The organism is Buttiauxella ferragutiae (assembly GCF_022637515.1).
Taxonomy (GTDB): domain Bacteria; phylum Pseudomonadota; class Gammaproteobacteria; order Enterobacterales; family Enterobacteriaceae; genus Buttiauxella; species Buttiauxella ferragutiae.
Genome location: NZ_CP093332.1, coordinates 4,915,841 through 4,941,371, shown reverse-complemented (window position 1 = coordinate 4,941,371; position 25,531 = coordinate 4,915,841). Strand labels below are relative to the sequence as shown.

Sequence of the window (25,531 nt, the reverse complement as noted above, 5' to 3'; positions counted from 1 at the left end):
TAGATGTCATTTAAGTTTTGTCGTTTAGTTAGTCATATGCCTATTCCCTTTGTTGTGGATATAATGAAAAAAATAATATTAATTAAACCAGTGATTTTTTCACTGCTTTCCCTCATGAGTGGCTGCACGATAATTCCTGGCACTCATCTGGATGTTTCCAGTAAAAACATGGTTAAAGAGCACGGCACTGCGGTAGATATCAACTCATTGGTGAATATTTACCCGATATCGCCAAAGCTTACCTCTTCGCTGCTGACGCCAAAAATCACTGCCCAGGCCAACCCCGAACTTGAGAAGCTCATTCAGCAATACCATTACCGGATTGGTGTGGGCGATATACTGATGGTGACAGTCTGGGATCATCCGGAATTAACGACCCCTGCCGGGCAATATCGTAGCGCCAGTGACACAGGGAACTGGGTACAAGCTAATGGGACGATTTTTTATCCCTATGCGGGGAAAATTCATGTCGATGGAAAAACATTAGAAGATGTGCGTCAAACGTTAACGGAAAAACTCGCACCGTGGATTGAATCCCCGCAGGTTGATGTTAGCGTCGCCAATTTTCGTTCTCAAAAAGCCTATATTACCGGTGAAGTCACAAATTCCGGGCAACAAGCGATTACCAATGTTCCTCTGACAATTATCGATGCACTCAATAACGCCGGTGGGTTAACCGAGTTTGCTGACTGGAATCACGCGGTATTAAGCCGGGCAGGTCAAAAAGAAATGATCTCGCTAAAAGCATTGTTGAAATCAGGAGACCTGACGCAAAACAGGTTATTACTCGCCGGAGATATTCTTTATGTCCCACGCAATGACGAGCTGAAAGTTTTTGTGATGGGTGAAGTCAATAAACAAACCATGCTTAAAATGGACAGTAGCGGCATGACGCTGACAGAAGCGCTGGGACGAGCAGAAGGCATTAATCAAATGACTTCAGATGCGACAGGTATTTTCGTCATTCGCGCCCAAAGCAATAATCAATCTGACCATAAAATTGCCAATATTTACCAACTGGATGCCTCCGATGCCAGCGCTCTTGTGATGGGTACCAGCTTTCAGTTAGAACCCTACGACATTGTTTATGTCACTAGCGCACCCATTGCACGTTGGAATCGCGTCATTAGTCAGTTAATCCCAACCATTAGTGGAGTCAAAGAAATTACTGAGTCTGCTAACTTTATTCATAATTGGGGTAAATAAATGATTACCTCCATCCTGGTCATTTGTACGGGAAATCTTTGCCGTTCACCGGTTGCTGAACGGCTATTGGCTCAATTACTTCCGCGCATTACTGTCCATTCGGCGGGGTTAAATGCCAGTAAAGGAATGCTGGCAGATAGCGTAATGATAGAGCTTGCGGAAGAAAAAGGTATTGTTCTTACTGACCATCGTTCGAAGAGATTCACTCCTGAAAAAGGTCTTGAGTATGATCTCATTTTGGTGATGGAAACGAAGCAAGCGGAAGTTATTAATCACCAATACCCACAACTCAGTGGTAAATGCCATCTATTAACTCACTGGAATGGAAGAGCTGATATTCCTGACCCTTACAGGAAAAGTCATGAACTCTATCGAATGACTTTTCAGAGGATGATGGATGCGACAACAGCATGGAAAAAAGCATTACTATTTTAAAATGGACTGAATAATAACTATGAAAATGAATAAAGAACATTCTTCTGATAGAGATAATGTGGATGAAATTGATCTCATTCAGATTGTACTAATGCTTTTCTCTCATAAGTATAAAATAATTATTACTACGGTGCTTTTTGCTGTGCTGACTTTTTTATATACGGCGACGAAACAGCCAACCTATATTGCCAGCGTATTAATTCAATTAGATAAAAACCCTAAAAATAACCTTATCAGTAAATTGATGAGCCCACTGGGCAATGACGAACCTTCCTCGGCAACAGAAATGGGTATCCTCAAATCCCGACGGGTTCTCAGTATGACAATTGAGGAAATGGGTTTACAGCTTGTTGTTCGTGAGAAACGTCTCCCTTATATTGGCGATTTCCTGGCTGCATTTTCCAGTAAAAAATCTCCCACCATTATTGTCCCAACGTTCAGCGTCCCGCCGGAAAGTGAAGATATGGATTGGGAGCTGACAGTGCTTTCCCCCGACAGCTACCAGCTTAATCTGGGAGAGAACGGTGTTTTTTTAGGAAAGGTTAATCAAACCCTAAATCAAAGTGGTTTTATCATTAATGTGGCAAACATCACTGCGCCAGCAGGAACTAAATTTACTCTCACCATCTACTCAAAATTTACGGTGATACAGGATTTACTCAAACGCCTGACAGCTGAAGAATTGAATAAAACGAGCGGGCTGATCCATGTCTCACTTACTGGAGACAATAAACAAAAGATTACGCAAATCCTCAACAATATCAGCCTGAATTTCCGAGAAGACAATATGACGCAACGGGCTGAGGAGGCATCCAAAAGCCTTGATTTCGTGAACAAATTACTCCCCGTCGCACAGGAAAGTCTTAACCGGGCTGACAAGCAACTCAATGTTTTTAAGCAAGAAAATGGATCTATTGATCTCCCTCTGGAAGCGAAAGCGGTTCTGGAATCATCGGTTACCATTCAATCACAGCAAAATGAATTACAACTGGCGAAGGCTGAGCTTTCGAAACTGTACACCAAAAGCCACCCAATTTATCGTGCCTTGCTGGAAAAGGAAGCGCTGATTAATGAAGAGAAAGTCGCACTCTCTCAGGCAATTTCGACAATGCCAAAAAAACAGCAGGAAATATTGAGCATTAAGCGTGATGTAGAAGCCGGGCAGGAAATTTATATGCAGTTGCTGGCAAAGCAGCATGAGTTCGGCATTGCAAAAGCCAGTACTGTTGCGAACATCAGGATAGTTGATGAAGCTATTAGCGACCCGAAGCCGGTCGGTAAATTAAAAGGAGTGAGTGCGGTATTAGGCGCTTTTCTCGGGTTCATTTTTTCCAGCGGATATTGCTTAATTGCATCCCTATTCCGCCGTCTTCTGGAAGACACTCAATCTATTGAAAATTATGGCGTGGAGGTTCTGGCCTCAGTTCCGTGGAGTAAACGGCCACAAAGCCAAACCTTCCGAAAAATTAAAACCAAACCTATACGCAAAGATTTTTGGCTGGCCCGGGAACATCCTGATGACCTGGCTATTGAGGCAATGCGCAGTTTGCGAACGGCTATTTTTATCGCACTTAAACAGGCTGATAAAAATAGCTTCCTGATTTCTGGTGCGACACCGGGTGCTGGAAAAACATTTATATGCGGTAACCTGGCCGCTGTAATGGCGGATACCGGGAAACGCATTTTACTCATTGATGCTGATATGCGGCTTGGCTATCTGCATGAAATGCTTGGACTTAAAGAACAATATGGTCTGAGTGAGATTTTACAGAATAACATTGAGTTTAAAGATGCGGTCCAGCCTTCGACTCAATCAGGCCTCGATTTTATCTCCCGTGGAGCGGGAGCGGTGTTGTCCTCCGAGCTTTTAATGCACGATAACTTTGCGCAGTTAATGCAATGGGCGCAGCGTGAATATGACTACGTGATCGTCGATACACCGCCGATATTGTCCATCACTGATGCGGCTATAGCGGCTCAACATATTGGCCTGTCACTGCTTGTTCTGCGCTATAAAATTAACACTGTGAAAGAGTTGGTTACGGCAATAAACCGCTTTAAAAAATGTCATGTTGAACTGGATTACGTGGTGTTTAACGGAGTGCAAAAAGGGGCCATTTCGGCATACGAATATCCATACTATTCCCAAAGTGTTTAGCGAGCGAAGAAGATAGCGTGGCGACCCCCTCTCCCCCAGGGAGAGGGCTGGGGTGAGGGTTGTTTCAATCTGATACATCGCCCTCATCCCCGCAGAAAAGTTAAAAACTAGCGTTTCAACCGTGAAACCAACTCAAACTCTTTAAACGCCACTGGTCGTTGCTGCTGCATCGAAATATTCCCGGCAATCCCGGTCAAAATCGACATCGCTCCGTCATGGTGATCGGCGGCGCGTTGCAGTGGATCATGGCCCGGTTCGCCAAACAAATCCGCCAGCATCGCGTTATCGCCACCGCCGTGGCCACCCGCACCAACAGTGAAATCGGCTTTATAAGGTGCGGCAAACATCGGGAACACGGTGATATCACAGCTTTCCAGACTGCCTTCATTTTCACGCTCGCCACCGGCGTTGACGTAAGACATCTCCACCAGTTTCATTTCCAGCCGCCCACGGCTGCCGTTGAACACCACATTCAACCCTTCCCACGGCAAATACGCATTCAGCGAATAAGTCATCTGCACCTGGTTTTGGTATTTCACCATCACTGACAGCGTATCTTCGATGTTAATACCCTCGCTGAATACGCTCTGATCGCGGAAGTAGTTATCTTCGTGCTCCGCATCCAGATACAGCGCTTTGAGCTGCGCATTTTCTTCCATGTGCAGTGCAAACGGATCATCTTTCGCGGCAGCAAAACCATTTGCGCGTGGATAAAACTGCGAAACACCACGCTTTTCGGCATTCTCTTTGCCATAAAAACGCAAACCGCCTTCCGCATACACCCGTTCCGGATAACTGCCCAGCCAGAAGTTCATCAGGTCAAAGTGATGGGTCGATTTATGCACCAGCAGGCCGCCGCTGTTACGTTTTTCACGGTGCCAGCGACGGAAGTAATCTGCGCCATGCTCCGTGTTGAGCAACCATTCGAAATGTACTGAAAACACCTCGCCAATGGTTTCTTCCATCAGTAACTCACGGATTTTGCTGTGGTGCGGCGCATAACGATAATTGAAAGCGACGCGCACTTCGCGGCCGGTTTGCTCAATAGCATCCAGAATACGCAGGGCACGCTGTTCATCAATGGTCATCGGTTTTTCGGTAATCACATCACAACCGGCGTGCAGCGCGCGCACGATGTAATCATCATGCGTACGGTCCATGGTGGTGACAATGACGATATCCGGGCGTGTCTCGCGGATCATGGTTTCGAAATCTGCGGCTTTCCAGGTTGACGCGGGTGCCGCACCGGTGTTGGTCAGAAGCTTATTAGCGTAATTCATACGCGTCTGATTGGTATCGCAAAATGCCACCAGTTGCGCATTGTCTTTCCATTTACCGCCGATCGCTTCGATATACAACCCGGCGCGACCGCCCGTTCCTACCAACGCATATTTTTTCATAATGTCCTCAATTTAAATAAGTGGTAGATGACGCTCGCGCTTATCCACCCTACAATTCCTGCCTGGTTTTATTTCCGGTAATGCTTATGAAACTGGTTCCGCATCAATTAATGGAGTTAAACAGCCCGTTTATTTGGCACTGGCCGTGGTTGGTTTCCTGTGTCAACGCCGCCAAAGTTCATGGTTTTACCGGCATTATTCTTCATCAGCAGGAGCTGCTTTCGCTGCTGGCGACACCGTCACCCCTCAGTCACCGCTTCGACGTTGAAAATCTGATTCATCAGCAAAATAACGCCCTGCAATATTTAAAAAAGGTCAGTGCTTATTTGCAGGAATTTAATCTCAGCTTCTGGCTGCAAGGCGAAGCCGCGCCGACCGATGACATCATCAGACGTAAATTCCCGGAGTTTGCATTTGATGAGCGCAGCACGCCCGATTTCTGGCAACAGTTTTATTCGTCGAGCCTGACCCGCTTATTGCCGTTATTACCGCATCTCAGCGGCGTGATATTAAGCCTGACCACCCCACAATTTCAGACCGACGGCTGGCAACAAAGCCTGCATCACGTCTGGAGTCTGTTACGCGCTCAGGGCAAAAAGCTCATCCTGCGCGATTTCATTGATACCAGTTGGCCACGCCAGCAACTTTCCCGCGTGTTATCTGGCCTGCCGGATGATGTTCGCGCCTCGATTAAAGCCACGGAACTGGATTACCATCCAGGTTTTGCTAACCATCCGAATATTGTTGCGCTCAGCGGGCGTAAAAAATGGATCGAATACGATCTCTGGGGCATTGGCTACGGCTGGACTGTTCTGCCGTGTTATCTGGCCGATGAAATCCAGGGACGCCTGAGCTGGGCGACCAGCCTCGCCGACCACAATATCGAAACCATTACCGCGCGCGTTTCATGGCAGTGGCTGTCTGACGGACTGACAATGGATTCCGCCAATGGCATCAATCTTTTCGGCCTGAGTGCCGCGAATAACACCGCACCTTCTTCGGTTATCGACAGCTGGATTGAGCATCAAAAACTCGCTTTCCGCAGCAAGCGTGATCGCCAGCGTTTCAGCGATTTGTACACCTCAAGCTACGACTGGCTATGCAAAACGCCGAATCTGCTTGGGCGGCGTATGCACTACCAAAGCCAAATCCCGGAAAGTTATGCCCAGGCGCAACAACTGCTGCATACCGATGTTCGCAGCGCCAACTGGGCGCAGGCGTTTCAGCCACTTTTCCCGACCGATGACCCGGCGCTCGGTGCTGAACAGCGCCAGTTGATTGAACTGGAAAAACAGAGCGCCCGGTTCCTTGCAAGCTCCGCCGTACAGCAACTGCGTGAACTGCGCATCACCTGCCACAACGACACGCTGGAGCGCCTCGATGCCGCCTGGCGCAACGCCGATATGTATGGCCAACTCTTTTCGCATGTCGCCTTCGCGGTCAGCGATATGCAAATCAGTGAGCATTATGGCGGCAGTGCTCTGGTGGCGAAAACCGCCGTTCAGCATCGCGAAACGTTACTGCGTTTTGCCGATACGCTTGAACGCTGGGCGGATTCGCCGCCCTCAGGCAGCCCGCACTATGTTTCATTACTGCTCAATGCCGAACGGTTACGCGGATTCGCTGTGAGCTTGTTGGGATAATCATAAGTAGGCGGGGAAGGGTTGTCGTGCGGGAACAGGTGGGCAACACGGAGCTTAAGCTAACAATGGCAAAACCCGCGATCTGTCTCGCAAAATCGAGAAATTCTCTGTGACACATATCACGTATAGGCGGCGGGAAACTGTGAGCAATGCTGTATTGAGCGGGGGGAAATGCGAAGTCGATCGGCAAGAGATTATTTACATGGGGAAGTATTCTTAATTCCCCGATATCGAGCAGACTCAATCATTCAGTTCTCGCAACAAACGTGTATTCAAATACAACCGCTCGCGCCCTGCCGTGACTTCTTCCAGTACGCCAATATCTACTAGTTGTTTGAGATAGACAGATGCCGTTTGGCGTTTTGCTATTCCGCCATCGACCAGGTTTTCAATTCGGCAGTACGGTTGTGCAAATAACACTTGTACCAGTTCCCATGAATAGATTTTTGGAAGTTTTTCGCGAATCCAGGCTGTTGTTGTTTCGATTAGCTCTCGAACGACGGCAATTTTCTTTGTCGTCCAGTTAGCGGTGTTTTCGACTGCCTCCAAAATAAAGAGAATCCATGGCTCCCAATTCCCCTCAGCAGTTACGTTACGCAGCAAGGAGTAATAATCGTTACGTCGCTCAAGAATGAAACGAGAAAGGTAGAGAATGGGCAATGATAATAAACCGCTCTGGATTAAATACAGGATATTCACTATGCGGCTTGTACGCCCGTTTCCGTCCGGGAATGGGTGAATGCATTCAAACTGGTAATGCAAAATAGCCATTTTAACCAGTGGGTCTAGCTCATCCTGCGCGTGAATGAAGTTTTCCCAGTTGCTCAGCAGATCGCGTATTGCAGCCTCGCCTTCTGGTGGGGTATAGACAATATTCATATGCTGGTCACGCAGCACAGTGCCAGGCGTTTTGCGTATATCGGTATCAATCGCTCGTAACGTCGTACAAATTTCTACTGCTGTATTGGCACATAGCGGATGGGTTATCAGGTGGTTAACGCCTTCATAAAGCGCAGTGCGGTAGCGCAACGCTTCTTTGGTCGCCGGGTCGGCGTGTTCAGCGCGGTTAACAAACTGGAAAAGTTGATCGCTGGTCGTCACGATGTTTTCAATGCGCGAGGAGTCTTTTGCTTCCAGCATAGGTAGCAGGTTGATCAGCAATCCTTGATCAGGAAGTAATTCTCCAGCGGTTTTCAGTTCAGCTAGTGCTGCCCTGGCATTGATGCAGGCCTTAAGCACATTCCGAGTTTCGATATTTTCAATATCTGGTGGCAAGAGAGGAAGTTGATTGTAAGGCTTATCCGCTGTCCAATTCATATGTTTAAAAAATCCTATTTTATCGACATGTCACGGCGATATGTCGATACGATAAACATATCACGGCAATATGTTTAAAAAATATGATTTCATCGACATATTCCGAAAATGTGTCGATGCCATAAACATAGCCCGGCTCAAACGAGCCGGGAAAGGATAATGCTAATTAGTGCGCACGGCCTTGTTCAATACCAATCCCGGTCTGGGAACGGATGAACTGAGCACGGAATTTCTCACGTTCGAGATTGCCTTCCGGGCTGTTATCAGTGGCTGAGAACACCCAGATACCCACAAACGCCACCAGAATCGAGAACAGTGCCGGGTATTCGTACGGGAAGATGGCCGTTGCGTGACCCAGAACCTGCACCCAAACGGTTGGGCCGAGGATCATCAACAGCACCGCCGTAATCAGGCCGAGCCAGCCGCCAATCATCGCGCCACGCGTGGTCAGTTTTGACCAGTACATTGACAGCAGAATAATGGGGAAGTTACAGCTCGCGGCAATCGAGAATGCAAGTCCGACCATGAAGGCGATGTTTTGTTTCTCGAACAAAATCCCCAACAAGATTGCCACCACGCCCAACACCAGAACGGTGATTTTCGACACTCTCAGCTCATCACGTTCAGACGCACCTTTACGGAATACGTTAGCGTAAAGGTCATGCGAAACCGCAGACGCGCCTGCCAGCGTTAAACCTGCTACCACTGCAAGAATGGTGGCGAAGGCAACCGCCGAGATAAAGCCTAAGAACAAGCTGCCACCGACGGCGTTAGCCAGGTGAACGGCAGCCATGTTGTTACCACCAATCAACGCGCCAGCCGCATCTTTAAAGGCAGGGTTTGCCCCAACCAACATGATGGCGCCAAAGCCGATGATAAAGGTCAGGATGTAGAAATAACCCATAAAGCCGGTGGCAAACAGCACGCTTTTACGCGCTTCGCGGGCATCGCTCACGGTGAAGAAACGCATCAAAATGTGTGGCAAACCGGCGGTACCAAACATCAAACCTAATCCCAGCGACAGCGCTGATATTGGGTCTTTCACCAGCCCGCCAGGACTCATAATCGCCACACCTTTCGGGTGCACGGCAATGGCTTCGGCAAACAGATTGTTGAAGCTGAAGCCCACGTGTTTCATCACCATAAAGGCCATGAAACTTGCGCCGAACAGCAACAACACCGCTTTGATGATTTGCACCCAGGTGGTTGCCAGCATGCCGCCGAACAACACGTACATCACCATCAACACGCCAACCAGCACCACCGCAACATGGTAGTTCAGGCCAAACAGCAACTGGATAAGTTTACCCGCGCCGACCATTTGGGCAATCAGGTATAACGCGACGACCACCAGAGAACCGCAGGCCGACAGAATACGGATTGGCCCCTGTTTCAGGCGATAGGAAGCCACGTCAGCAAAGGTATATTTACCGAGGTTACGCAGGCGTTCAGCAATCAGGAACAGGATAATTGGCCAGCCGACCAAAAAGCCCAATGAGTAAATCAGGCCGTCGTAGCCGGAGGTAAATACCAGCGCCGAAATACCGAGGAACGAAGCGGCAGACATATAGTCACCCGCAATCGCCAGGCCATTCTGGAAGCCCGTAATATTGCCGCCCGCCGTGTAATAATCGCTACGCGTGCGGGTACGTTTTGACGCCCAATAAGTAATACCCAACGTAAAGGCGACGAAAATCACGAACATGATAATTGCCTGCCAGTTGGTAGGCTGGCGTTGCACAGCCCCCGTAATAGCATCAGCGGCAAACGCAGAGGCTGGCAGGCTTAACAGCGGTGCGGCAGCAAGGCCGAGAAGACGTTTCATGATACCTTCACCTCGCGCAGCACAGCGTTATTCAGACGGTCAAATTCACCGTTCGCCCGCCAGACATAAACGCCCGTGAGGAAGAATGAAATCAGAATCACGCCAACCCCAATCGGTATGCCGCGGGTGACGGTGGTGCCTGCGTGCAAAGGTGTGCCCAGCCAGCCAGGCGCGAAGGCAATAAGCAGGATAAAGCTGATATAAATCACCAGCATGATGATGGACAAAATGGTGGCAAACCGTTGCCGTTTAGCGACTAACTCCCTGAAATGCGCACTGTCTTCTATCCGTTGATAAAGTTGATCACTCATCACAGATCTCTCCAGAGTAGGGGTTGGGTTTTTTATTGTTTTGTTTTGGCTCCTTCTCCAGGGGGAGAAGGTTGGGATGAGGGCATTTCACCATGGAAACTCCCTCACCCCGGCCCTCTCCCAAAAGGAGAGGGGAAGAGCAGTTAAGGCATGGTAATAGATTGTTTTTCTTCCAGTAACTTCTCAACAACGCCCGGATCGGCAAGCGTTGAAGTATCACCAAAGTTGCTGGTATCGCCGGCGGCGATTTTGCGCAAAATACGACGCATAATCTTGCCAGAGCGGGTTTTCGGTAGTGAATCTGTCCAGTGCAAAATATCCGGTGTGGCAAGTGGGCCAATCTCTTTACGCACCCAGTTTCGCACTTCGGTGTACAACTCAGGCGTTGGCTCTTCGCCGTGATTTAGCGTCACATAGGCATAAATCGCCTGGCCTTTAATGCTATGTGGAATGCCGACCACTGCCGCTTCCGCCACTTTTGGATGCGACACCAGCGCGGACTCGATTTCTGCGGTACCCAGACGGTGACCGGAAACGTTGAGCACATCGTCCACACGTCCGGTTATCCAGTAGTAACCGTCTTCGTCGCGACGTGCACCGTCACCGCTGAAATACATGTTTTTGAAGGTCGAGAAATAGGTCTGCTCGAAACGTTCGTGGTCGCCAAACAGCGTGCGCGCCTGGCCTGGCCATGAATCGGTGATCACCAGGTTACCTTCGGTTGCACCTTGTTGCGGGTTGCCTTCGTTATCTACCAGCGCCGGTTGCACGCCAAAGAATGGACGAGTCGCGGAACCGGCTTTCAGCTCGGTGGCACCAGGCAGTGGCGTAATCATGAAACCGCCGGTTTCGGTCTGCCACCAGGTGTCGACTACCGGGCATTTCTCGTTACCAATTTTCTTCCAGTACCATTCCCACGCTTCCGGGTTGATAGGCTCGCCCACGGAACCCAAAATGCGCAGCGACGAACGATCGGTATTTTCAATCGCTTTGTCACCTTCGGCCATTAAGGCGCGAATCGCAGTTGGCGCGGTATAAAGAATATTCACTTTATGCTTATCAACGACTTGCGCCATGCGGTTTGGTGCAGGCCAGTTTGGCACGCCTTCAAACATCAGCGTGATCGCACCACATGCCAGTGGGCCGTACAGCAAATAACTGTGGCCGGTGACCCAACCCACGTCGGCGGTACACCAGTAAACGTCGCCCTGATGGTAATCAAAGACATATTTAAAGGTGGTTGCGGCATAAACCAGGTAACCGCCGGTGGTGTGCAGCACGCCTTTTGGCTTGCCTGTTGAACCGGAGGTGTAAAGGATAAACAGCGGATCTTCGGCGTTCACTTCGACGGGCTGGTGGTGGGTGCTGGCTTTCTCAACCAATTCGCTCCACCACAAGTCGCGGCCTTCTTTCCACTCAATATTCCCGCCAGTACGTTTAAGCACAATCACGTGTTCAATAGTTTTAACGCCAGGGTTTTTCAGCGCTTCATCAACGTTTTTCTTCAGGGGAATCGAGCGTCCTGCACGAACGCCTTCGTCGGCGGTGATCACCAGCTTAGAGCTGGAATCGATAATGCGCCCGGCGACCGCTTCTGGTGAGAAGCCACCAAAAATCACCGAATGTACCGCGCCAATACGCGCGCAAGCCAGCATCGCAACGGCGGCTTCCGGCACCATCGGCATATAAATCGCCACCACATCGCCTTTCTTGATGCCGAGTTCTACCAGGGTATTGGCAAAACGGCACACTTCACGATGCAGTTCACGATAGGTAATAGTTTTGCTCTGGGTTGCGTCGTCGCCTTCCCAGATGATCGCGGTCTGATCGCCGCGATCTTTAAGATGACGATCCAGGCAGTTTGCGGCCAGATTCAGCGTGCCGTCTTCATACCATTTGATTGACACGTTTCCAGGTGCGAAAGAGGTGTTTTTCACCTTTTTATAAGGTTTGATCCAATCAAGGATCTTCCCTTGCTCGCCCCAAAAAGCGTCGGGGTCATGCACCGAGTGTTGGTACATGGATTGGTACTGCTCCGGTGTTATCAGGCAATTGTCCGCGATATTGGCGGGAATGGCGTGTTTATGTATTTGGCTCATGGCTTTTTTTCTCCTTGTAGGATGTTAATAATATGTCAAGCAAACGTTAATTGTAGGGGCTTGGGGAGCTTTGTTTACTATTTGGGCGACAGATCACGCATTAATTAAATTGTTGAAAATCTAATCAATACATCCCGCACAGAGAGGGGAAAAAGGCAAAAAAAAAGCTGCCGAATAGGCAGCTTTAGCGTGTTTTGTAGGGCGGTTAAGCGCAGCGTCAACCGCCACAACTTGCGAAAATGGTGGATGACGCCTGCGGCTTATCCACCCTACATTTTTAACCCGCCGCGCTTTCGCGCAAACTGGCTTTTAGCTTGTTGTACTCGTCAATCACATACTGTTCAGCAGCTTTCTGATCGGCAATCGGCTCGACGCGCACAGCACAGTACTTGTACTCCGGCGTTTTAGTAATCGGGCTGAGGTTTTCAGTCACCAGCTCGTTACAGGCACCAATCCACCACTGATACGTCATATAAACGGCGCCTTTATTAGGGCGTTCGCTTACATTCGCACGGGTGATGACGCGACCTTTGCGAGAATTGACCCAAATCAGCGCTTCATCTTCAATGCCCAAACGAGCGGCATCGTCGATGTGGATTTGCGCATAACCTGGTTCATCTGCCAGGGCTGCCAGGGCTGCACAGTTACCGGTCATTGAACGGCAAGAGTAGTGGCCCACTTCACGCACCGTGGAAAGTACCATTGGGTACTCTTCGGTGACTTTGTCGATTGGCGGTGCCCAGTCGCAAGTGAAGAACTCGCCCAGACCGTTTTCGCGGTCAAACTTACCGTCATACAGGAACGAGGTTCCCTGGTCGCTTTCAGCTACATCGCGGCAAGGCCACTGGATATAACCCAGTTCACCCATTTTCTCGTAAGTGGCACCGTAGAAATCCGGGCACAGACCACGCAACTCATCCCAAATTTCCTGGGTGTTGTTGTAGTGCATCTGGTAGCCCATACGGGTGGCAATTTCACTGATAATCTGCCAGTCCGTTTTCAGGTCCCACTTCGGCTCTACCGCTTTAAAGAAGCGCTGGAAACCACGGTCAGCGGCGGTATAAACGCCTTCATGTTCGCCCCACGAGGTAGACGGCAAAATTACATCGGCCGCCGCCGCGGTTTTGGTCATGAAGATGTCCTGCACAATGACCAGTTCCATATCGGCAAACGCCTGACGAACTGCCGAAAGCTCGGCATCCGTTTGCAGCGGATCTTCACCCATAATGTAAGCTGCGCGAACTTCGCCATGTGCCACACGGTGAGGTATCTCACTGATGCGATAGCCCGTGTGAGCCGGTAGCGATGGCACGCCCCAGGCTTTGGCGAACTTCTCGCGACTGACTTCGTCTTTCACGTACTGGTAGCCAGGATAGGTATCCGGCAGTGCGCCCATATCGCAGGCACCCTGAACGTTGTTCTGGCCGCGAACCGGGTTCACGCCAACATTCGCTTTACCCAGGTTACCGGTCATCAGCGCAAGGCTGGTCAGCGAGCGCACAGTTTCCACGCCCTGATAGAACTGGGTGACACCCATGCCCCACAGAATGGTGGCCGTTTTTGCGTTCGCATACATACGCGCTGCGCCGCGAATTTCCGCCGCGGTCACGCCGGTAATTTCTTCAACGGACTCAGGCGTGTAGCCCGCAACAATTTTGCGATACTCGTCGAAACCTTCGGTACGAGAAGCCACGAAGGACTGGTCATACAGATTTTCTTCGATAATCACATGCCCGATTGCGTTAAGCAGGGCGATGTTAGAACCATTTTTTAACTGCAAATGCATGTCAGCGATGCGCGCGGTTTCAATTTTACGCGGATCGACCACAATGATTTGCGCCCCTTTTTGCTTCGCGCGGATGACACGGTTAGCAACGATAGGGTGTGAATCTGCCGGGTTATACCCGAACACAAACACTAAATCGGTATCCTCAATCTCGACGATTGAGTTGCTCATAGCGCCGTTACCGACCGATTGGTGCAGACCTGCAACCGATGGGCCGTGTCAGACGCGTGCGCAGCAGTCAACGTTATTGGTACCAATAACGGCGCGCGCAAACTTTTGCATAACATAGTTGGTTTCGTTGCCAGTACCACGGGAAGAACCGGTGGTCATGATGGCATCGGAGCCGTGTTTCGCTTTGATTTCACTCAGACGAGTACTGACGTAGTTCAGTGCTTCATCCCAGGAAACGTTTTCGAGTTTGCCGCCCTTCTGGCGACGAATCATTGGTGATTTGAGGCGCGGAGTGAGGATTTTAGTATCGTTAATAAAATCCCAGCCGTAGTAACCCTTCAGGCAAAGATCGCCCTGGTTGGTTTTACCTTGAGCTGCTTCCGCCTTGACGACTTTGCCGTTATCGACCACGAGATTGATTTTGCAACCCGAGGCACAATAGGGGCAAACCGTGACGACTTTTTTCATCAGTGTTGCTCCAGTCAATATTGCTTACCTTGCAACTTTCTATGCATTATCTATGCCACATAGAAAGAGTGGGAATTACAGGCATCTTACGGTGATAAAAGCAGCAAAACCCTGACGAAAAACAGGACATCGTCAAAAGTGACGTGTCGAGCGGAACACGGTTTGTGACACCGGTTGAAAATTCAGCATGGGTATTTATCTTTTGTGCGGCACTCCTTCCACAATCACCCACACTTACCCCATGTCTCTTTTCATCCTCCGGAGTTCAATAATGAAGCCTGCCATTTTGCTGGTGGATGACGATTTGGCGATCTGCGAGGTGCTGCGCGATGTGCTCAATGAGCACGTGTTTGAGGTGAGGGTTTGCCACTCCGGGAATGACGCGCTGATGGCGATTGCTCAGCACCCAGAAATCGCCCTGGTGCTGCTGGATATGATCCTGCCGGATATTAACGGGTTACTGGTGCTGCAACATATTCAGCGTCAGCGTCCTGATTTACCGGTAGTAATGCTAACTGGCCTTGGCAGCGAATCCGATGTAGTCGTGGGGCTGGAGATGGGCGCCGATGACTACATCGCCAAACCGTTCAACCCGCGCGTGGTGGTGGCGCGCGTTAAAGCGGTGCTACGGCGTTCTGGCGCACTGGCGGTGGAAACGACGACGACAAAAAGCAGCGGCCTGCATTTCAACGGTTGGCGGCTGGACACCGAACGTTGTCAGTTATTGAATGCTGCCCATGAACAAGTCGACCTCACCCAGGGCGAATACGGCTTACTGCTGGCATTAATGCAAAATTCTCGCAAAGTGTTATCGCGTGAACGACTGCTGGAGTTGACCCACAGCGAAAGCCTGGAGGTCTTCGACAGAACGATTGATGTGCTGATTATGCGCCTGCGGCGAAAAATAGAATTAAACCCGCATCAGCCCGCTTTAATCCGCACCATTCGCGGTATTGGCTATGTATTTTCGGCTGATGTTATTCAGGCGGAGAATAATGCGGCTTGAATTATAAATAATAAATGGGTGCTTAAGACTTTTCCCTTAATTCCTTCACAAGTTGGGCGGGGCGAACCCCGCCCGGATAGCTTTACTATTCGGAGCAGGCCAGCCTGGCCGCTACCTCCTGTTTATCATTCCTTATTTTCACTTCGCATAAATTACGGCGTGTTAATAAGGTAATTGCTATTAATGTTAAGCAAACAATTAATAAACATATGACAACAGTCTTTGTAGGCTTCATGCCTTTTTACTCCTTGCCTTGCGGCGAGTAAGAGGCTAACCTCAACTTGTTGGGAGTTGAGGATCAGCCTCGGGTTAACGTTAAAGTTGCCCGGGGCTTTCTTATTCTTAAAGTTTAAGAATATCCCTCACTTATGCTCAGGACAGAAAGCCCTAAGCACCCGCCGCATAGTTTACTGAGTTTTTATTTATTAGATATTAATTGCTAATGTAATTCATTTATCATGATTACATCGTTCTGGAATATCCCTCGCAAATAATCTTAATCATATTGATGTCGTGATTATTAGCGGATGGCTTAATAAATCTCAACTCCGCTCACTAATAAAACTCTGCAATTCCGTTAATGTTTTTGCGCCATCGATCGCATTTGCACATAACAAATTCGCGCGAGCGCAGGCGTGAGCTAATTTAAGGCTATCGACCAGCGGCCATTTTTCATGGCAGCCATATAATATTCCGGCGCAAAAAGCGTCACCCGCACCAACGCTGCCGACAATTTCCTCTTGAGCCAACATAAACGACGGCACCCATGTGCCTTCGCCTCCACGTTCTATGCCCCATGCACCTTCCGGGCAATGAATCACTACTCTTTGCTTCACACCCGATTCCAGCAGCAACGTTGCCGCTTGCGCAATATTTTCGACATGCGGTGCACCGTTAGCATGGCGGATTTCCAGCCCGCTAAACTCACCGGCTTCCAGTTCATTAATCACCAGGTAATCCAGCCAACGCAGGGCAGGGAGCACCATCGGGCGGTAACGCGGGTCGCCCTGACGCGACACTAAATCCAGCGAGGTTTCATAGCCTTGCAGGGACATCATGGCCAACAATCGGGCGCTGCGTGTGCCGTATTCCGCATCTTCCATATCAAGACTATCAAGCAGCAACAAATAGCCAAGGTGGAAGATTTTGAAGGATGTTTCAAGGCGGTCAAAGGCGGGTAAATCAAGCAAACGATTAGCGCCAGGCGAGTGGAAAAACGTGCGTTGCCCGCTCGGGTCGGTCATTACTTGCGACATCGACGTTGGCGCGAAAGTAGTGCGGTGCACATGCTGGCGATTGACATGATACTGATCCAACATGGCCATAATATAGTCGCCGTCATGATCGTCACCGACCAATCCCACAGCTTGCAGCGGTAGCCCGACATGCATTTTTGCCAGTGTCAGCAACACATTTAACGGCGCGCCGCCAGTTGAGCGTTCACTGTGAACGATTTCTGCCAGCCACCCGCGCTGCGGCCATTGCACAATTTGATGTACATGGTCGACCAACATATTTCCGGCGGCGATAATCCCGCTGCGCTCTGTCATAACCTCTCCTTACGCCTTTCCTGAACTGCCAAAAATCTGCATTTGTTGCGCGACGACATCGGTAATCGCCTCTTCAATACCCAGCAATAACTCGGCGAACTCGTCATAAATGGCGTGACGTTGATTCATGCGTTGCTCGATGGCACCGAGGGCCGCTTGCGACATGCCGGTATAGAAATTTATCTTGTGAATACCGAGGGTTATCGCTTTGCGAAAATCCTCATCGCTGATGCCTGAACCGCCATGTAATACCAGCGGCAGGCCGGTTTGTTGGCGAATCGCCGCCAGACGGTCGAAATCGAGTTTTGGCTCGCCTTTATACTTGCCGTGGGCGTTGCCAATGGCGACCGCCAGTGTGTCGATGCCAGTTCTGTCGACAAAATCACGCGCCACTGCCGGGTCGGTAAATTTGTTGCTGTCGGCCTCGCCATACAGCGCACCGCCTTCGTCACCGCCCACTGCGCCCAGTTCGGCTTCGACCGAGACCCCCACCGCGTGGCACATTTTCACCACTTCTCTGGTCTGGCGGACGTTCTCTTCATATTCAAGTGTAGAACCATCGAACATCACTGAGCTAAAACCGAGGCGTAAAGCGCGCACTACCGCTTCAAAATGCAGGCCATGGTCGAGATTGAGCACCAGCGGAATATCGTGGCGAGCTGCTTCGAATTTGACGGCTTCGACCAGTGATTCCAGCGACACATACTTAAAATGCACTTCGGCAATGTTGATGATAAACGGCGAGTTTTCTTGTTTTGCAGCGGCAAAAAGGGCGCGCAGAAAATGGCTGTCCAGAACGTTAAAAGCGCCGAGTGCATAGCCGTTTGCGCGGGCATGAGCCAGGCCATCTGCGAGCGATATCAAAGCCATAATAGTTTCCCCTGGTGTTGGGACAAAATGGTTGAAAATTAAAGGTATTGGCGATATTCGTTGCACAGCAATTGCTGGATTGGCGCGTCTTCAATGATGGAATTAAAGCGCTCAAGCGGTTTGAGAAAACGGTTGTCGCGGTCGTCATCATTGACCATCGACACTTCGCCAACCAGCACGTCGCCGTAACCCGCCTCTCCCCAGAAACTGTGGTAAATGCCGGGCACCAGGCAAATGCTCTCACCGGGTGACAGGCGCAACTGGCTGCCTGCGGCGTGAGTCTGGCGACAGCCATCGATAACCACAGTGACATCGCTGTCTTCGGTCTGCTCGAACTGATCGGAATTCCACAGTTCGACAATCAAATTACCGCCGCCGCGATTGATAATGTCCTCGCGTTTGCGCCAGTGAAAATGCATCGGCGTGAGTTGCCCTTCGCGCACATGGATGATTTTTTCGGCGTAGCATTTGGCATAGGGTGCGCCATCGGGTGAGCCGTTACGCAGGGTGAAAAGCGTCAGCCCCTGAGCCAAAAAATCGCTGCCGCCAAAAGCGGTCACGTCCCATCCCAGTTTGAGATTGAACACCTCTTGCCAGATTTGTTTATCCGTCTGCTGCCATTTAGCCAGGTTATACGAGGCGAATGGCGGCAAATGAACATCGTGCTGCATAAAGAAATGGCGTGTTTGCGCGAGGATCTGGTTTATTTCGGAGCGTTTCATTTTGTCTCCTTTCAACAACCCTCACCCTGGCCCTCACCCTGAGGGAGAGGGAACAGGTCGGTTTTCCCCTCTCCTTTGGGAGAGGGTTGGGGTGAGGGGAAAAGTTATTTCACCGTCCAACCCTTATACGTCCCGATATTATTTTTATCGATCATGGTTACTGGAATCAGCACCGGCTCTTTCGGCGCAGGCTTGCCTTGCAGAATGTCGTAACCAATCTCAACCGCTTTGGCAGCCATCACTTGCGGGTCTTGCGCAGGTGTGGCGACAAACAGCGTATTTCCGCCGCGTTTCAGGGCTTCTTCCGCATCAGGGCTGCCATCCACACCAACGATGAAGAACTCGTTGCGTTGGGCTTGTTTCGCTGCCAGATCGGCACCGATCGCTGTCGGATCGTTGATCGCAAACACGCCGTCGATCTTCGGATTTGCCGCCAGCAAAGAAGTCATCACTTCAAGTCCACCTTCGCGGCTGCCTTTGGCGTTCTGGTTAGAAGAAAGGATCTTGATATCAGGATGCTTTTTAAACTCGGTTTCGCAGCCTTCTACACGGTTCTGCACGGCGGAAACCGGCGGCCCGTTGATGATCACCACGTTGCCTTTGTTTTTCAGGCGATCCGCAATGTACTTACAGGCGATTTCACCCGCCTGAGTGTTGTTCGAGGTGATCGTCGCATCCGCCCCTTCCGCTGCCACGTCCACCGCAACCACCACGATCCCCGCGTCTTTCGCACGTTTCACCGCCGGGCCGATCCCTTTGGAATCCGCCGCGTTCAAAATGATCATGTCGACTTTGGCGGCGATAAAATTATCAATTTGAGAAACCTGTTGGCCGAGATCGTAACCGCTGGAAACCAGCGTCACTTTCACGTTATCTCCCGCAAGCTTACGGGCTTCCAGTTCGGCACCTTTGGTTATCTGCACGAAGAACGGGTTGGCGAGGTCACCCACCGTCACCCCGATGGATTTCAGCTCTTTTGCCTGAACAAACGGTACGGCGGCAATCATGAGTGCTGCAGCTAGTATCTTCAAACGCATGGTGAATCTCCTGTCTGGTTTTGTCGGATGACGCTCACGCTTATCCGACCTACGAAAGAGCATGGTTATCGGTTTGGTAGGGTGGATAAGCGATAGCGTCATCCACCGTTTACGTTATGCACTTTGATGGTGGCGGGTACGGTATTTGTCGATCAGCACCGCAATGATGATCACCGCACCCTTGATCACCAGTTGCCAGAAATATGAGACGCCCATTAGCGTCATACCATTGTTGAGCGTGGCAATAATCAGCGCACCGACCAGCGTGCCGGTAATGGTGCCAATCCCGCCGACGAAGCTAGTGCCGCCGAGGATCACCGCAGCGATAGCATCCAGCTCATAACCGGTGCCAAGATTGCCGTTGGCGCTATACAACCGCGAGGCGCTCATCACACCGCCCAGCCCGGAAAGCAGCCCGCTCATGCCATACACGAACAGCAACACCATCCAGACTTTAATGCCCGTCAGACGGGCGGCCTGCATGTTGCCGCCGACCGCGTAAATATGAACGCCGAGCGTGGTGCGCCGCAGAATGAACCAACAGACGACAATCACCGCCAGCGCAATCACCACCAGCCACGGAATCGGCCCGAGATACGCATTGCCAATCCATTCAAAATTGATATTCGAGTTAATCACCGTGGTGCCGTCAGCCAGCAAATAGGCCGCACCGCGTAATGCCGTATAGGTGCCGAGGGTGACAATAAACGGCGGTAATCCAGCCCAGGCCACCAGCATGCCGTTAAACAACCCAAGCCCGGTGCCCATCATCAGCGCGGCAGGAATCGACAGTGATTCCCAACCCGGCATGAGTGAAACCACCATCGCCGTCACCGCCGTGGTACCCAAAATAGAGCCAACGGAAAGGTCGATACCACCGGTCAAAATAATGAACGTCATCCCCGCCGCGAGAACGATATTGATCGACGACTGGCGGGCGATATTCAGCAGGTTAGATTCGGTAAAAAAGTTGGGCGTGATAAACCCAAAAATGGCGACGATCAGGATCAATATTGGCAAAATGCCGACGGTTTGCATCAAGTCGCCGAACAGCGCTTTTTTCAGCGAGGCAGATTTGGCGACTTGTTGTGGTGTGGTTGGGCTAGCCATGGTGAATCCCCTTTTTATGGGCATCTTCAACGCCCGTTGCCAGCGTCATAATATTCTCTTGAGTGATCTCGGCGGGGTGCAATTCGCCCGCGATACTGCCTTCGCGCATCACATAAACCCGGTCACTCATGCCGACGATTTCCGGCAACTCACTGGAGATCATCAGGATCGCCACGCCTTGTTTCGCCATCTGGCTCATGATCCGGTAGATCTCGCTTTTCGCCCCGACATCCACGCCGCGCGTCGGTTCATCGAGGATCAAAATACGCGGGCCGATCGCCACCCAGCGCGAGATCAGCAGTTTTTGCTGATTACCGCCGGATAACCCGCCAGCCCGCACTTGCGCGTGCGGCACTCGGATATTCAGCAGGCTGATAGCATCGTCAGAAATGGTCTGGGCTTTTTTGCGATCCAGCCAGCCGTAGTGTGCGTCGCGTTCCAGCGTCGCCATGGTGATGTTGTCTTGTGCGGCGAGTTCGAGGAACAAACCCTGCTCTTTGCGGTTCTCGGTCAGGAAACCGATCCCGTAGTGAATAGCTTCACGCGGTGAATGAATCTTCACCGGCTTGCCATCAATTTCGATGTTGCCGCCGGTCGATTTGCGCACGCCAAAAATCAGCTGTGCCAGCTCGGAACGTCCGGCACCCACCAGCCCCGCCAGCCCGACGATTTCACCGGATTTCACTTGCAGACTGACCGGCTGCACTTTTGCGCCATCCGTCAGGTGGTGAACGTTCAGGCGCACATTCCCCTGCGGAATATCGCGTTCTTTATTGAACAGATCGCTTAGCGGGCGGCCGACCATCATGCGCACCAGTTCGTTAGCGTTGAGGTTTTCACGCGTCAGACTGCCGACGTATTGCCCGTCGCGCAGCACGCTGACGCGGTCAGACAGCTCGTACACTTCCGCCATGCGGTGGCTGATATAGATAATCGCCATCCCTTCATCGCGCAGCCGCATAATCAGCTCGAACAGGCGGTGCGTTTCACGGGACGACAGTGCGGCGGTGGGTTCATCCATCACTAAAATGCGGCTGTTACGGTGTAATGCGCGGGCGATTTCCACCTGCTGCTGCTCGGCAATCGTCAGGCGCGAGACTAAATCGCTGGCCTTAAATTGTGCGCCGAGGCGGTCGATAACCGTCTGCGCCTGCATCAGCATCTCTTTGCGCTTCACTAAACCGGCGCGTGAAAGCTCGCTGCCGAGGAAAATATTTTCTGCCACGGTGAGGTTAGGGGCGAGCTGCATTTCCTGGTAAATCAGCGTGATGCCGGCGTTTAACGCATCTTTTGGCCCCTTGATGCTGTACGGTTCGCCGTTAATTAAAATCTCGCCGCTGGTGGCGGTATACGCCCCGGCAAGGATTTTCATCAGCGTGCTTTTACCCGCGCCGTTTTCCCCCATTAAGGCGTGTATTTCGCCGGGGAACACCGTTAAATCGACCCCTTTCAACGCAAAAAATTTGCCGAATGACTTGGCAATATTGCGCATCTCCAGAATGGGAACGTGACTCATGTCGCAGCTCCTGCAGGTAAGGTTTCGATTGCTGCCAGTTGAACACGTCTAAGTAAATGCAAAATGTCAGAAGTCGTTCATATTTGTCATATATCCACCCTCACCCCAGCCCTCTCCCTGAGGGAGAGGGGACCAATCGGTTTTCTCCCTCTCCTGGGGGAGAGGGTTGGGGTGAGGGCAAACCACACTGAAAATCATCACCGGAGCCAAATCATGCCTGCACCCCGCACACCGTTCCTCACCAGCGCTCGCGGACGCTTGCTGTCCTTTAACTTGCTGGTGGTGGCGGTGACCTTAATGGTGTGCGGTGTGGCAATTCTCGGCTTTAATCATGCCAGCCGTTTGCAGGAACAAGTGCAGGGGCAAACGCTCAGCGACATGTCCGGCAGCATGGAGTTGGCGCGGGATACCGCGAATGTGGCGACGGCGGCGGTGCGCCTCACGCAAGTGGTTGGTGCGCTGGAATATCAGAGCGAAGCGCAGCGTTTACAGCAAACCCAGCAGGCGTTGCAAAACTCGCTCAATCACCTGGCGAACGCGCCGCTCGCCAGCCATGAACCGCAGTTGGTCAAGCGCATCACCGAGCGCAGTAACGAACTGGAAAGCAGTGTTACGCGCATGCTGGAACTGGGGCATCGTCGCCATCTGGAACGTAATGCGCTGCTCAGTGCGCTGTATCAAAACCAAAGTTATCTGCATCATATTCAGGACATCAATGCCCGTGACGGACGGACGACGCCCGAAGCGCGGCTGTTAACGGAAATGGACCGCCTGATTCTGATTGCCATCCAAACCCCTTCGCCGAAAGCCACCGTGGTGCAACTCACCGAAGTCATGGCGCAGCTTCCGGCGCATGATGATTCACCGCTAGTTGATGAGATATTGCAGGAGTTCACCGCACATTTGCAGCAATTACTGCCACTTTCTCAGGCGCTGGATAACAGCGATTTGGGCATCTCGTGGTTTATGTATCACATCAAAGCGCTGGTGGCGTTTTTGAATGATGACATCAACCAGTACGTGCAAAAAGTGGCACAGGAGTCGCTCAACCGCAGCGAACAGAGCCATCAAGAGCTGCAATCGATGATTGCTTTTATTGGCCTGTTTGCCTTGCTGGCGCTGGTGATTACCGGCTTTGCGGGCTGGTATATCTATCGCAATCTTGGCTCGAACCTGACGGCAATTTCCCACGCCATGACACGGCTGGCGCGGGGGGAGCGCGATGTCAGCGTGCCTGCGTTGCAGCGCCGTGATGAACTGGGCGAGCTGGCGCGTGCCTTTAACGTGTTTGCGCGCAATACCGCCTCGCTGGAACACACCTCGAAATTACTGAAAGAAAAAAGCACTCAACTGGAAACCACTTTCCATGCCATGCGCGATGGTTTTGCGTTGTTCGATAACGACGGCATTTTGGTGGTGTGGAACCCGCAGTATCCGTTGCTGCTGGGGCTGGCAGCGGAACGTTTGCAGCGCGGGCAGCATTACATGAATCTGTTAAAACAGGTGTCGCCGCTCCAGGAACATATCCTTGAAAACCTCTCACGCCCGTTACCCAAACCACAAGAACTACGGCTTGCCGATAATCGCACTATCGAGCTGCGTTTTAGCCCAGTGCCGGGGCGCGGCATGGTGAACGTGGTGCTGGAGCGCACCGAGCGTAAAGCACTGGAAGAAGCACTGGTTCACAGCCAAAAAATGAAAGCAGTGGGGCAACTCACCGGCGGCCTGGCGCATGATTTCAATAATTTGCTGGCGGTGATTATCGGTAGTCTTGAGCTGACATCGGTGGATTCGTCAGATGCCACGCGCATTCAGCGTGCCTTAAAAGCCGCCGAACGCGGTGCGCAACTCACTCAGCGTCTGCTGGCCTTTTCGCGCAAACAATCGCTGCATCCTCATGCGGTGGCGATGAAAAACCTGCTGGAAAACCTCGACCCGCTGATTCGCCATTCACTTCCTGCGACGTTGACGCTGGAAATTGAAGCGCAGCATCCGGCGTGGCCGGCGTGGATCGATGTGAATCAACTTGAGAATGCGATTATCAATTTGGTAATGAATGCGCGTGATGCGATGGAAGGGCAAAGCGGCACGATTAAAATCCGCACCTGGAACCAACGAGTGGTGCGATCTGGCGGTGGCAAACAAGATATGGTGGCGCTGGAAGTGACCGACCGTGGGCATGGCATGTCGGCGGAAGTCAAAGCGCAAGCTTTTGAACCCTTCTTCACCACCAAACAGACTGGCAGCGGCAGTGGGCTGGGGTTGTCGATGGTGTATGGTTTTGTGCGCCAGTCCGGTGGGCGAGTGCAAATTGAAAGTGCGCCGGGACAGGGAACGTTAGTGCGCTTGCAACTGCCGCGTGCATCTGCGCAGGCCGTCAGTGAAACGGTGCCGCTAATGCTTGTGGAAAATCCGCTTCAGGACCAACTGGTGTTAGTGCTGGAAGATGAACACGATGTGCGCCAGACGCTGTGTGAGCAACTGCATCAACTGGGTTATTTGACACTGGAAACCAGCGACAGCCAGCAAGCGCTACAGTTTCTCAAAGAGGTGCCAGATATTCAGATTCTCATCAGCGATTTGATGTTACCGGGGCCGATGAACGGAGCCGATGTGGTGCAGCATGCGCGCGAGCATTATCCACATCTGACTTGCCTGTTGATCAGCGGGCAGGACCTGCGGCGTAGCGGGCAACAATTACCGCCGGTCGAGCTTTTGCGTAAGCCGTTTAATCAGCAAAAACTGGCAAAAGTATTACGACGTGTTACTCAACTTGAAGTATGACGGGTGAATTGCAAATCAATGAAAAGGTCAGTTCCAAACAATTGACTCTGAGTCCAGAAGCGGACATTAATAGAACGACCCCTTCCAGTATCCCAGGAGGAAGGGGTGGGTTTTGGA

The 25,531-nt window shown here is 51.2% G+C and carries 19 protein-coding genes; 6 read left to right on the top strand and 13 right to left on the bottom strand.

Annotation, left to right across the window (positions count from 1 at the left end; genetic code table 11):
• The first annotated feature begins 63 nt into the window (after positions 1 to 63).
• Genes MNO13_RS22725 through MNO13_RS22715 form a run of 3 tightly spaced genes read left to right on the top strand, consistent with a single transcriptional unit; the run spans position 64 to position 3,799 of the window.
• On the top strand, positions 64 to 1,206 hold the full coding sequence (locus MNO13_RS22725; RefSeq protein WP_064541169.1) for a polysaccharide export protein: 1,143 nt from the start codon (positions 64 to 66) through the stop codon (positions 1,204 to 1,206).
• Positions 1,207 to 1,641, top strand: coding sequence for a low molecular weight protein-tyrosine-phosphatase (locus MNO13_RS22720; protein WP_064541166.1), 435 nt, complete (start codon positions 1,207 to 1,209; stop codon positions 1,639 to 1,641).
• 19 nt (positions 1,642 to 1,660) lie between these two features.
• The gene (locus MNO13_RS22715) at positions 1,661 to 3,799 is read left to right on the top strand and encodes a polysaccharide biosynthesis tyrosine autokinase (protein ID WP_241939343.1); all 2,139 of its coding nucleotides are present in this window, start codon (positions 1,661 to 1,663) and stop codon (positions 3,797 to 3,799) included.
• 107 nt (positions 3,800 to 3,906) lie between these two features.
• Here the strand turns inward: MNO13_RS22715 and MNO13_RS22710 are convergent, their stop codons facing one another.
• The gene (locus MNO13_RS22710) at positions 3,907 to 5,199 is read right to left on the bottom strand and encodes a Gfo/Idh/MocA family protein (protein WP_064541160.1); all 1,293 of its coding nucleotides are present in this window, start codon (positions 5,197 to 5,199) and stop codon (positions 3,907 to 3,909) included.
• Positions 5,200 to 5,285: 86 nt separating this feature from the next.
• On the opposite strand from MNO13_RS22710, the gene MNO13_RS22705 reads away from it, so the two are divergent.
• A complete protein-coding gene (locus tag MNO13_RS22705; RefSeq protein WP_241939342.1) occupies positions 5,286 to 6,842 on the top strand; it encodes a hypothetical protein in 1,557 nt (518 codons plus the stop codon).
• A 240-nt stretch (positions 6,843 to 7,082) separates the two neighbouring features.
• On the opposite strand, the gene fic is transcribed toward MNO13_RS22705, so the two are convergent.
• The 5 genes from fic to fdhF all read right to left on the bottom strand — a co-directional run bounded on the left by fic (position 7,083) and on the right by fdhF (position 14,819).
• Positions 7,083 to 8,159 (bottom strand): protein adenylyltransferase Fic, encoded by a 1,077-nt coding sequence (gene fic / locus MNO13_RS22700; protein WP_064541155.1) that lies wholly within the window; start codon positions 8,157 to 8,159, stop codon positions 7,083 to 7,085.
• A 166-nt stretch (positions 8,160 to 8,325) separates the two neighbouring features.
• The gene (gene actP, locus MNO13_RS22695) at positions 8,326 to 9,984 is read right to left on the bottom strand and encodes a cation/acetate symporter ActP (RefSeq protein ID WP_064541152.1); all 1,659 of its coding nucleotides are present in this window, start codon (positions 9,982 to 9,984) and stop codon (positions 8,326 to 8,328) included.
• Positions 9,981 to 10,295: a DUF485 domain-containing protein gene (locus MNO13_RS22690; RefSeq protein ID WP_064515424.1), complete on the bottom strand. Its 315-nt coding sequence runs from the start codon at positions 10,293 to 10,295 to the stop codon at positions 9,981 to 9,983. Before MNO13_RS22690 ends, actP begins: the two co-directional genes overlap by 4 nt.
• 143 nt (positions 10,296 to 10,438) lie before the next feature.
• Positions 10,439 to 12,394, bottom strand: coding sequence for an acetate--CoA ligase (acs, locus tag MNO13_RS22685; protein WP_121814521.1), 1,956 nt, complete (start codon positions 12,392 to 12,394; stop codon positions 10,439 to 10,441).
• Positions 12,395 to 12,671: 277 nt separating this feature from the next.
• Complete coding sequence (gene fdhF, locus MNO13_RS22680; protein ID WP_083963226.1) at positions 12,672 to 14,819, bottom strand: formate dehydrogenase subunit alpha; 2,148 nt, start codon at positions 14,817 to 14,819, stop codon at positions 12,672 to 12,674.
• Positions 14,820 to 15,090: 271 nt separating this feature from the next.
• On the opposite strand from fdhF, the gene MNO13_RS22675 reads away from it, so the two are divergent.
• Positions 15,091 to 15,825, top strand: a complete 735-nt coding sequence (locus MNO13_RS22675; RefSeq protein WP_064541143.1) for a response regulator transcription factor — start codon at positions 15,091 to 15,093, stop codon at positions 15,823 to 15,825.
• 85 nt (positions 15,826 to 15,910) lie between these two features.
• On the opposite strand, the gene MNO13_RS22670 is transcribed toward MNO13_RS22675, so the two are convergent.
• From MNO13_RS22670 to MNO13_RS22640, 7 genes are all read right to left on the bottom strand, one after another.
• Positions 15,911 to 16,060 (bottom strand): Hok/Gef family protein, encoded by a 150-nt coding sequence (locus MNO13_RS22670; protein ID WP_074388493.1) that lies wholly within the window; start codon positions 16,058 to 16,060, stop codon positions 15,911 to 15,913.
• A 307-nt stretch (positions 16,061 to 16,367) separates the two neighbouring features.
• Positions 16,368 to 17,375, bottom strand: coding sequence for a carbohydrate kinase family protein (locus tag MNO13_RS22665; RefSeq protein WP_241939341.1), 1,008 nt, complete (start codon positions 17,373 to 17,375; stop codon positions 16,368 to 16,370).
• Between the two features lie 9 nt (positions 17,376 to 17,384).
• Complete coding sequence (locus MNO13_RS22660) at positions 17,385 to 18,245, bottom strand: ketose 1,6-bisphosphate aldolase (RefSeq protein WP_064541136.1); 861 nt, start codon at positions 18,243 to 18,245, stop codon at positions 17,385 to 17,387.
• A 38-nt stretch (positions 18,246 to 18,283) separates the two neighbouring features.
• Entirely contained in the window at positions 18,284 to 18,967 is a 684-nt protein-coding gene (locus MNO13_RS22655; RefSeq protein ID WP_133523039.1) for a D-lyxose/D-mannose isomerase, read from the bottom strand.
• 104 nt (positions 18,968 to 19,071) lie between these two features.
• Positions 19,072 to 20,004, bottom strand: coding sequence for an ABC transporter substrate-binding protein (locus MNO13_RS22650; RefSeq protein ID WP_064541130.1), 933 nt, complete (start codon positions 20,002 to 20,004; stop codon positions 19,072 to 19,074).
• Positions 20,005 to 20,118: 114 nt separating this feature from the next.
• Positions 20,119 to 21,114, bottom strand: coding sequence for an ABC transporter permease subunit (locus MNO13_RS22645; protein WP_064541127.1), 996 nt, complete (start codon positions 21,112 to 21,114; stop codon positions 20,119 to 20,121).
• The gene (locus tag MNO13_RS22640) at positions 21,107 to 22,630 is read right to left on the bottom strand and encodes a sugar ABC transporter ATP-binding protein (RefSeq protein ID WP_121814514.1); all 1,524 of its coding nucleotides are present in this window, start codon (positions 22,628 to 22,630) and stop codon (positions 21,107 to 21,109) included. Before MNO13_RS22640 ends, MNO13_RS22645 begins: the two co-directional genes overlap by 8 nt.
• Positions 22,631 to 22,843: 213 nt before the next feature.
• On the opposite strand from MNO13_RS22640, the gene MNO13_RS22635 reads away from it, so the two are divergent.
• The gene (locus MNO13_RS22635) at positions 22,844 to 25,414 is read left to right on the top strand and encodes an ATP-binding protein (RefSeq protein WP_064541112.1); all 2,571 of its coding nucleotides are present in this window, start codon (positions 22,844 to 22,846) and stop codon (positions 25,412 to 25,414) included.
• Positions 25,415 to 25,531: the final 117 nt, after the last annotated feature.

Coding starts and splice junctions, on each gene's coding strand:
- MNO13_RS22725 (WP_064541169.1), top strand. CDS start 64: ATGAAAAAAATAATATTAATTAAACCAGTGATTTTTTCACTGCTTTCC.
- MNO13_RS22720 (WP_064541166.1), top strand. CDS start 1,207: ATGATTACCTCCATCCTGGTCATTTGTACGGGAAATCTTTGCCGTTCA.
- MNO13_RS22715 (WP_241939343.1), top strand. CDS start 1,661: ATGAAAATGAATAAAGAACATTCTTCTGATAGAGATAATGTGGATGAA.
- MNO13_RS22710 (WP_064541160.1), bottom strand. CDS start 5,199: ATGAAAAAATATGCGTTGGTAGGAACGGGCGGTCGCGCCGGGTTGTAT.
- MNO13_RS22705 (WP_241939342.1), top strand. CDS start 5,286: ATGAAACTGGTTCCGCATCAATTAATGGAGTTAAACAGCCCGTTTATT.
- fic (WP_064541155.1), bottom strand. CDS start 8,159: ATGAATTGGACAGCGGATAAGCCTTACAATCAACTTCCTCTCTTGCCA.
- actP (WP_064541152.1), bottom strand. CDS start 9,984: ATGAAACGTCTTCTCGGCCTTGCTGCCGCACCGCTGTTAAGCCTGCCA.
- MNO13_RS22690 (WP_064515424.1), bottom strand. CDS start 10,295: ATGAGTGATCAACTTTATCAACGGATAGAAGACAGTGCGCATTTCAGG.
- acs (WP_121814521.1), bottom strand. CDS start 12,394: ATGAGCCAAATACATAAACACGCCATTCCCGCCAATATCGCGGACAAT.
- MNO13_RS22675 (WP_064541143.1), top strand. CDS start 15,091: ATGAAGCCTGCCATTTTGCTGGTGGATGACGATTTGGCGATCTGCGAG.
- MNO13_RS22670 (WP_074388493.1), bottom strand. CDS start 16,060: ATGAAGCCTACAAAGACTGTTGTCATATGTTTATTAATTGTTTGCTTA.
- MNO13_RS22665 (WP_241939341.1), bottom strand. CDS start 17,375: ATGACAGAGCGCAGCGGGATTATCGCCGCCGGAAATATGTTGGTCGAC.
- MNO13_RS22660 (WP_064541136.1), bottom strand. CDS start 18,245: ATGGCTTTGATATCGCTCGCAGATGGCCTGGCTCATGCCCGCGCAAAC.
- MNO13_RS22655 (WP_133523039.1), bottom strand. CDS start 18,967: ATGAAACGCTCCGAAATAAACCAGATCCTCGCGCAAACACGCCATTTC.
- MNO13_RS22650 (WP_064541130.1), bottom strand. CDS start 20,004: ATGCGTTTGAAGATACTAGCTGCAGCACTCATGATTGCCGCCGTACCG.
- MNO13_RS22645 (WP_064541127.1), bottom strand. CDS start 21,114: ATGGCTAGCCCAACCACACCACAACAAGTCGCCAAATCTGCCTCGCTG.
- MNO13_RS22640 (WP_121814514.1), bottom strand. CDS start 22,630: ATGAGTCACGTTCCCATTCTGGAGATGCGCAATATTGCCAAGTCATTC.
- MNO13_RS22635 (WP_064541112.1), top strand. CDS start 22,844: ATGCCTGCACCCCGCACACCGTTCCTCACCAGCGCTCGCGGACGCTTG.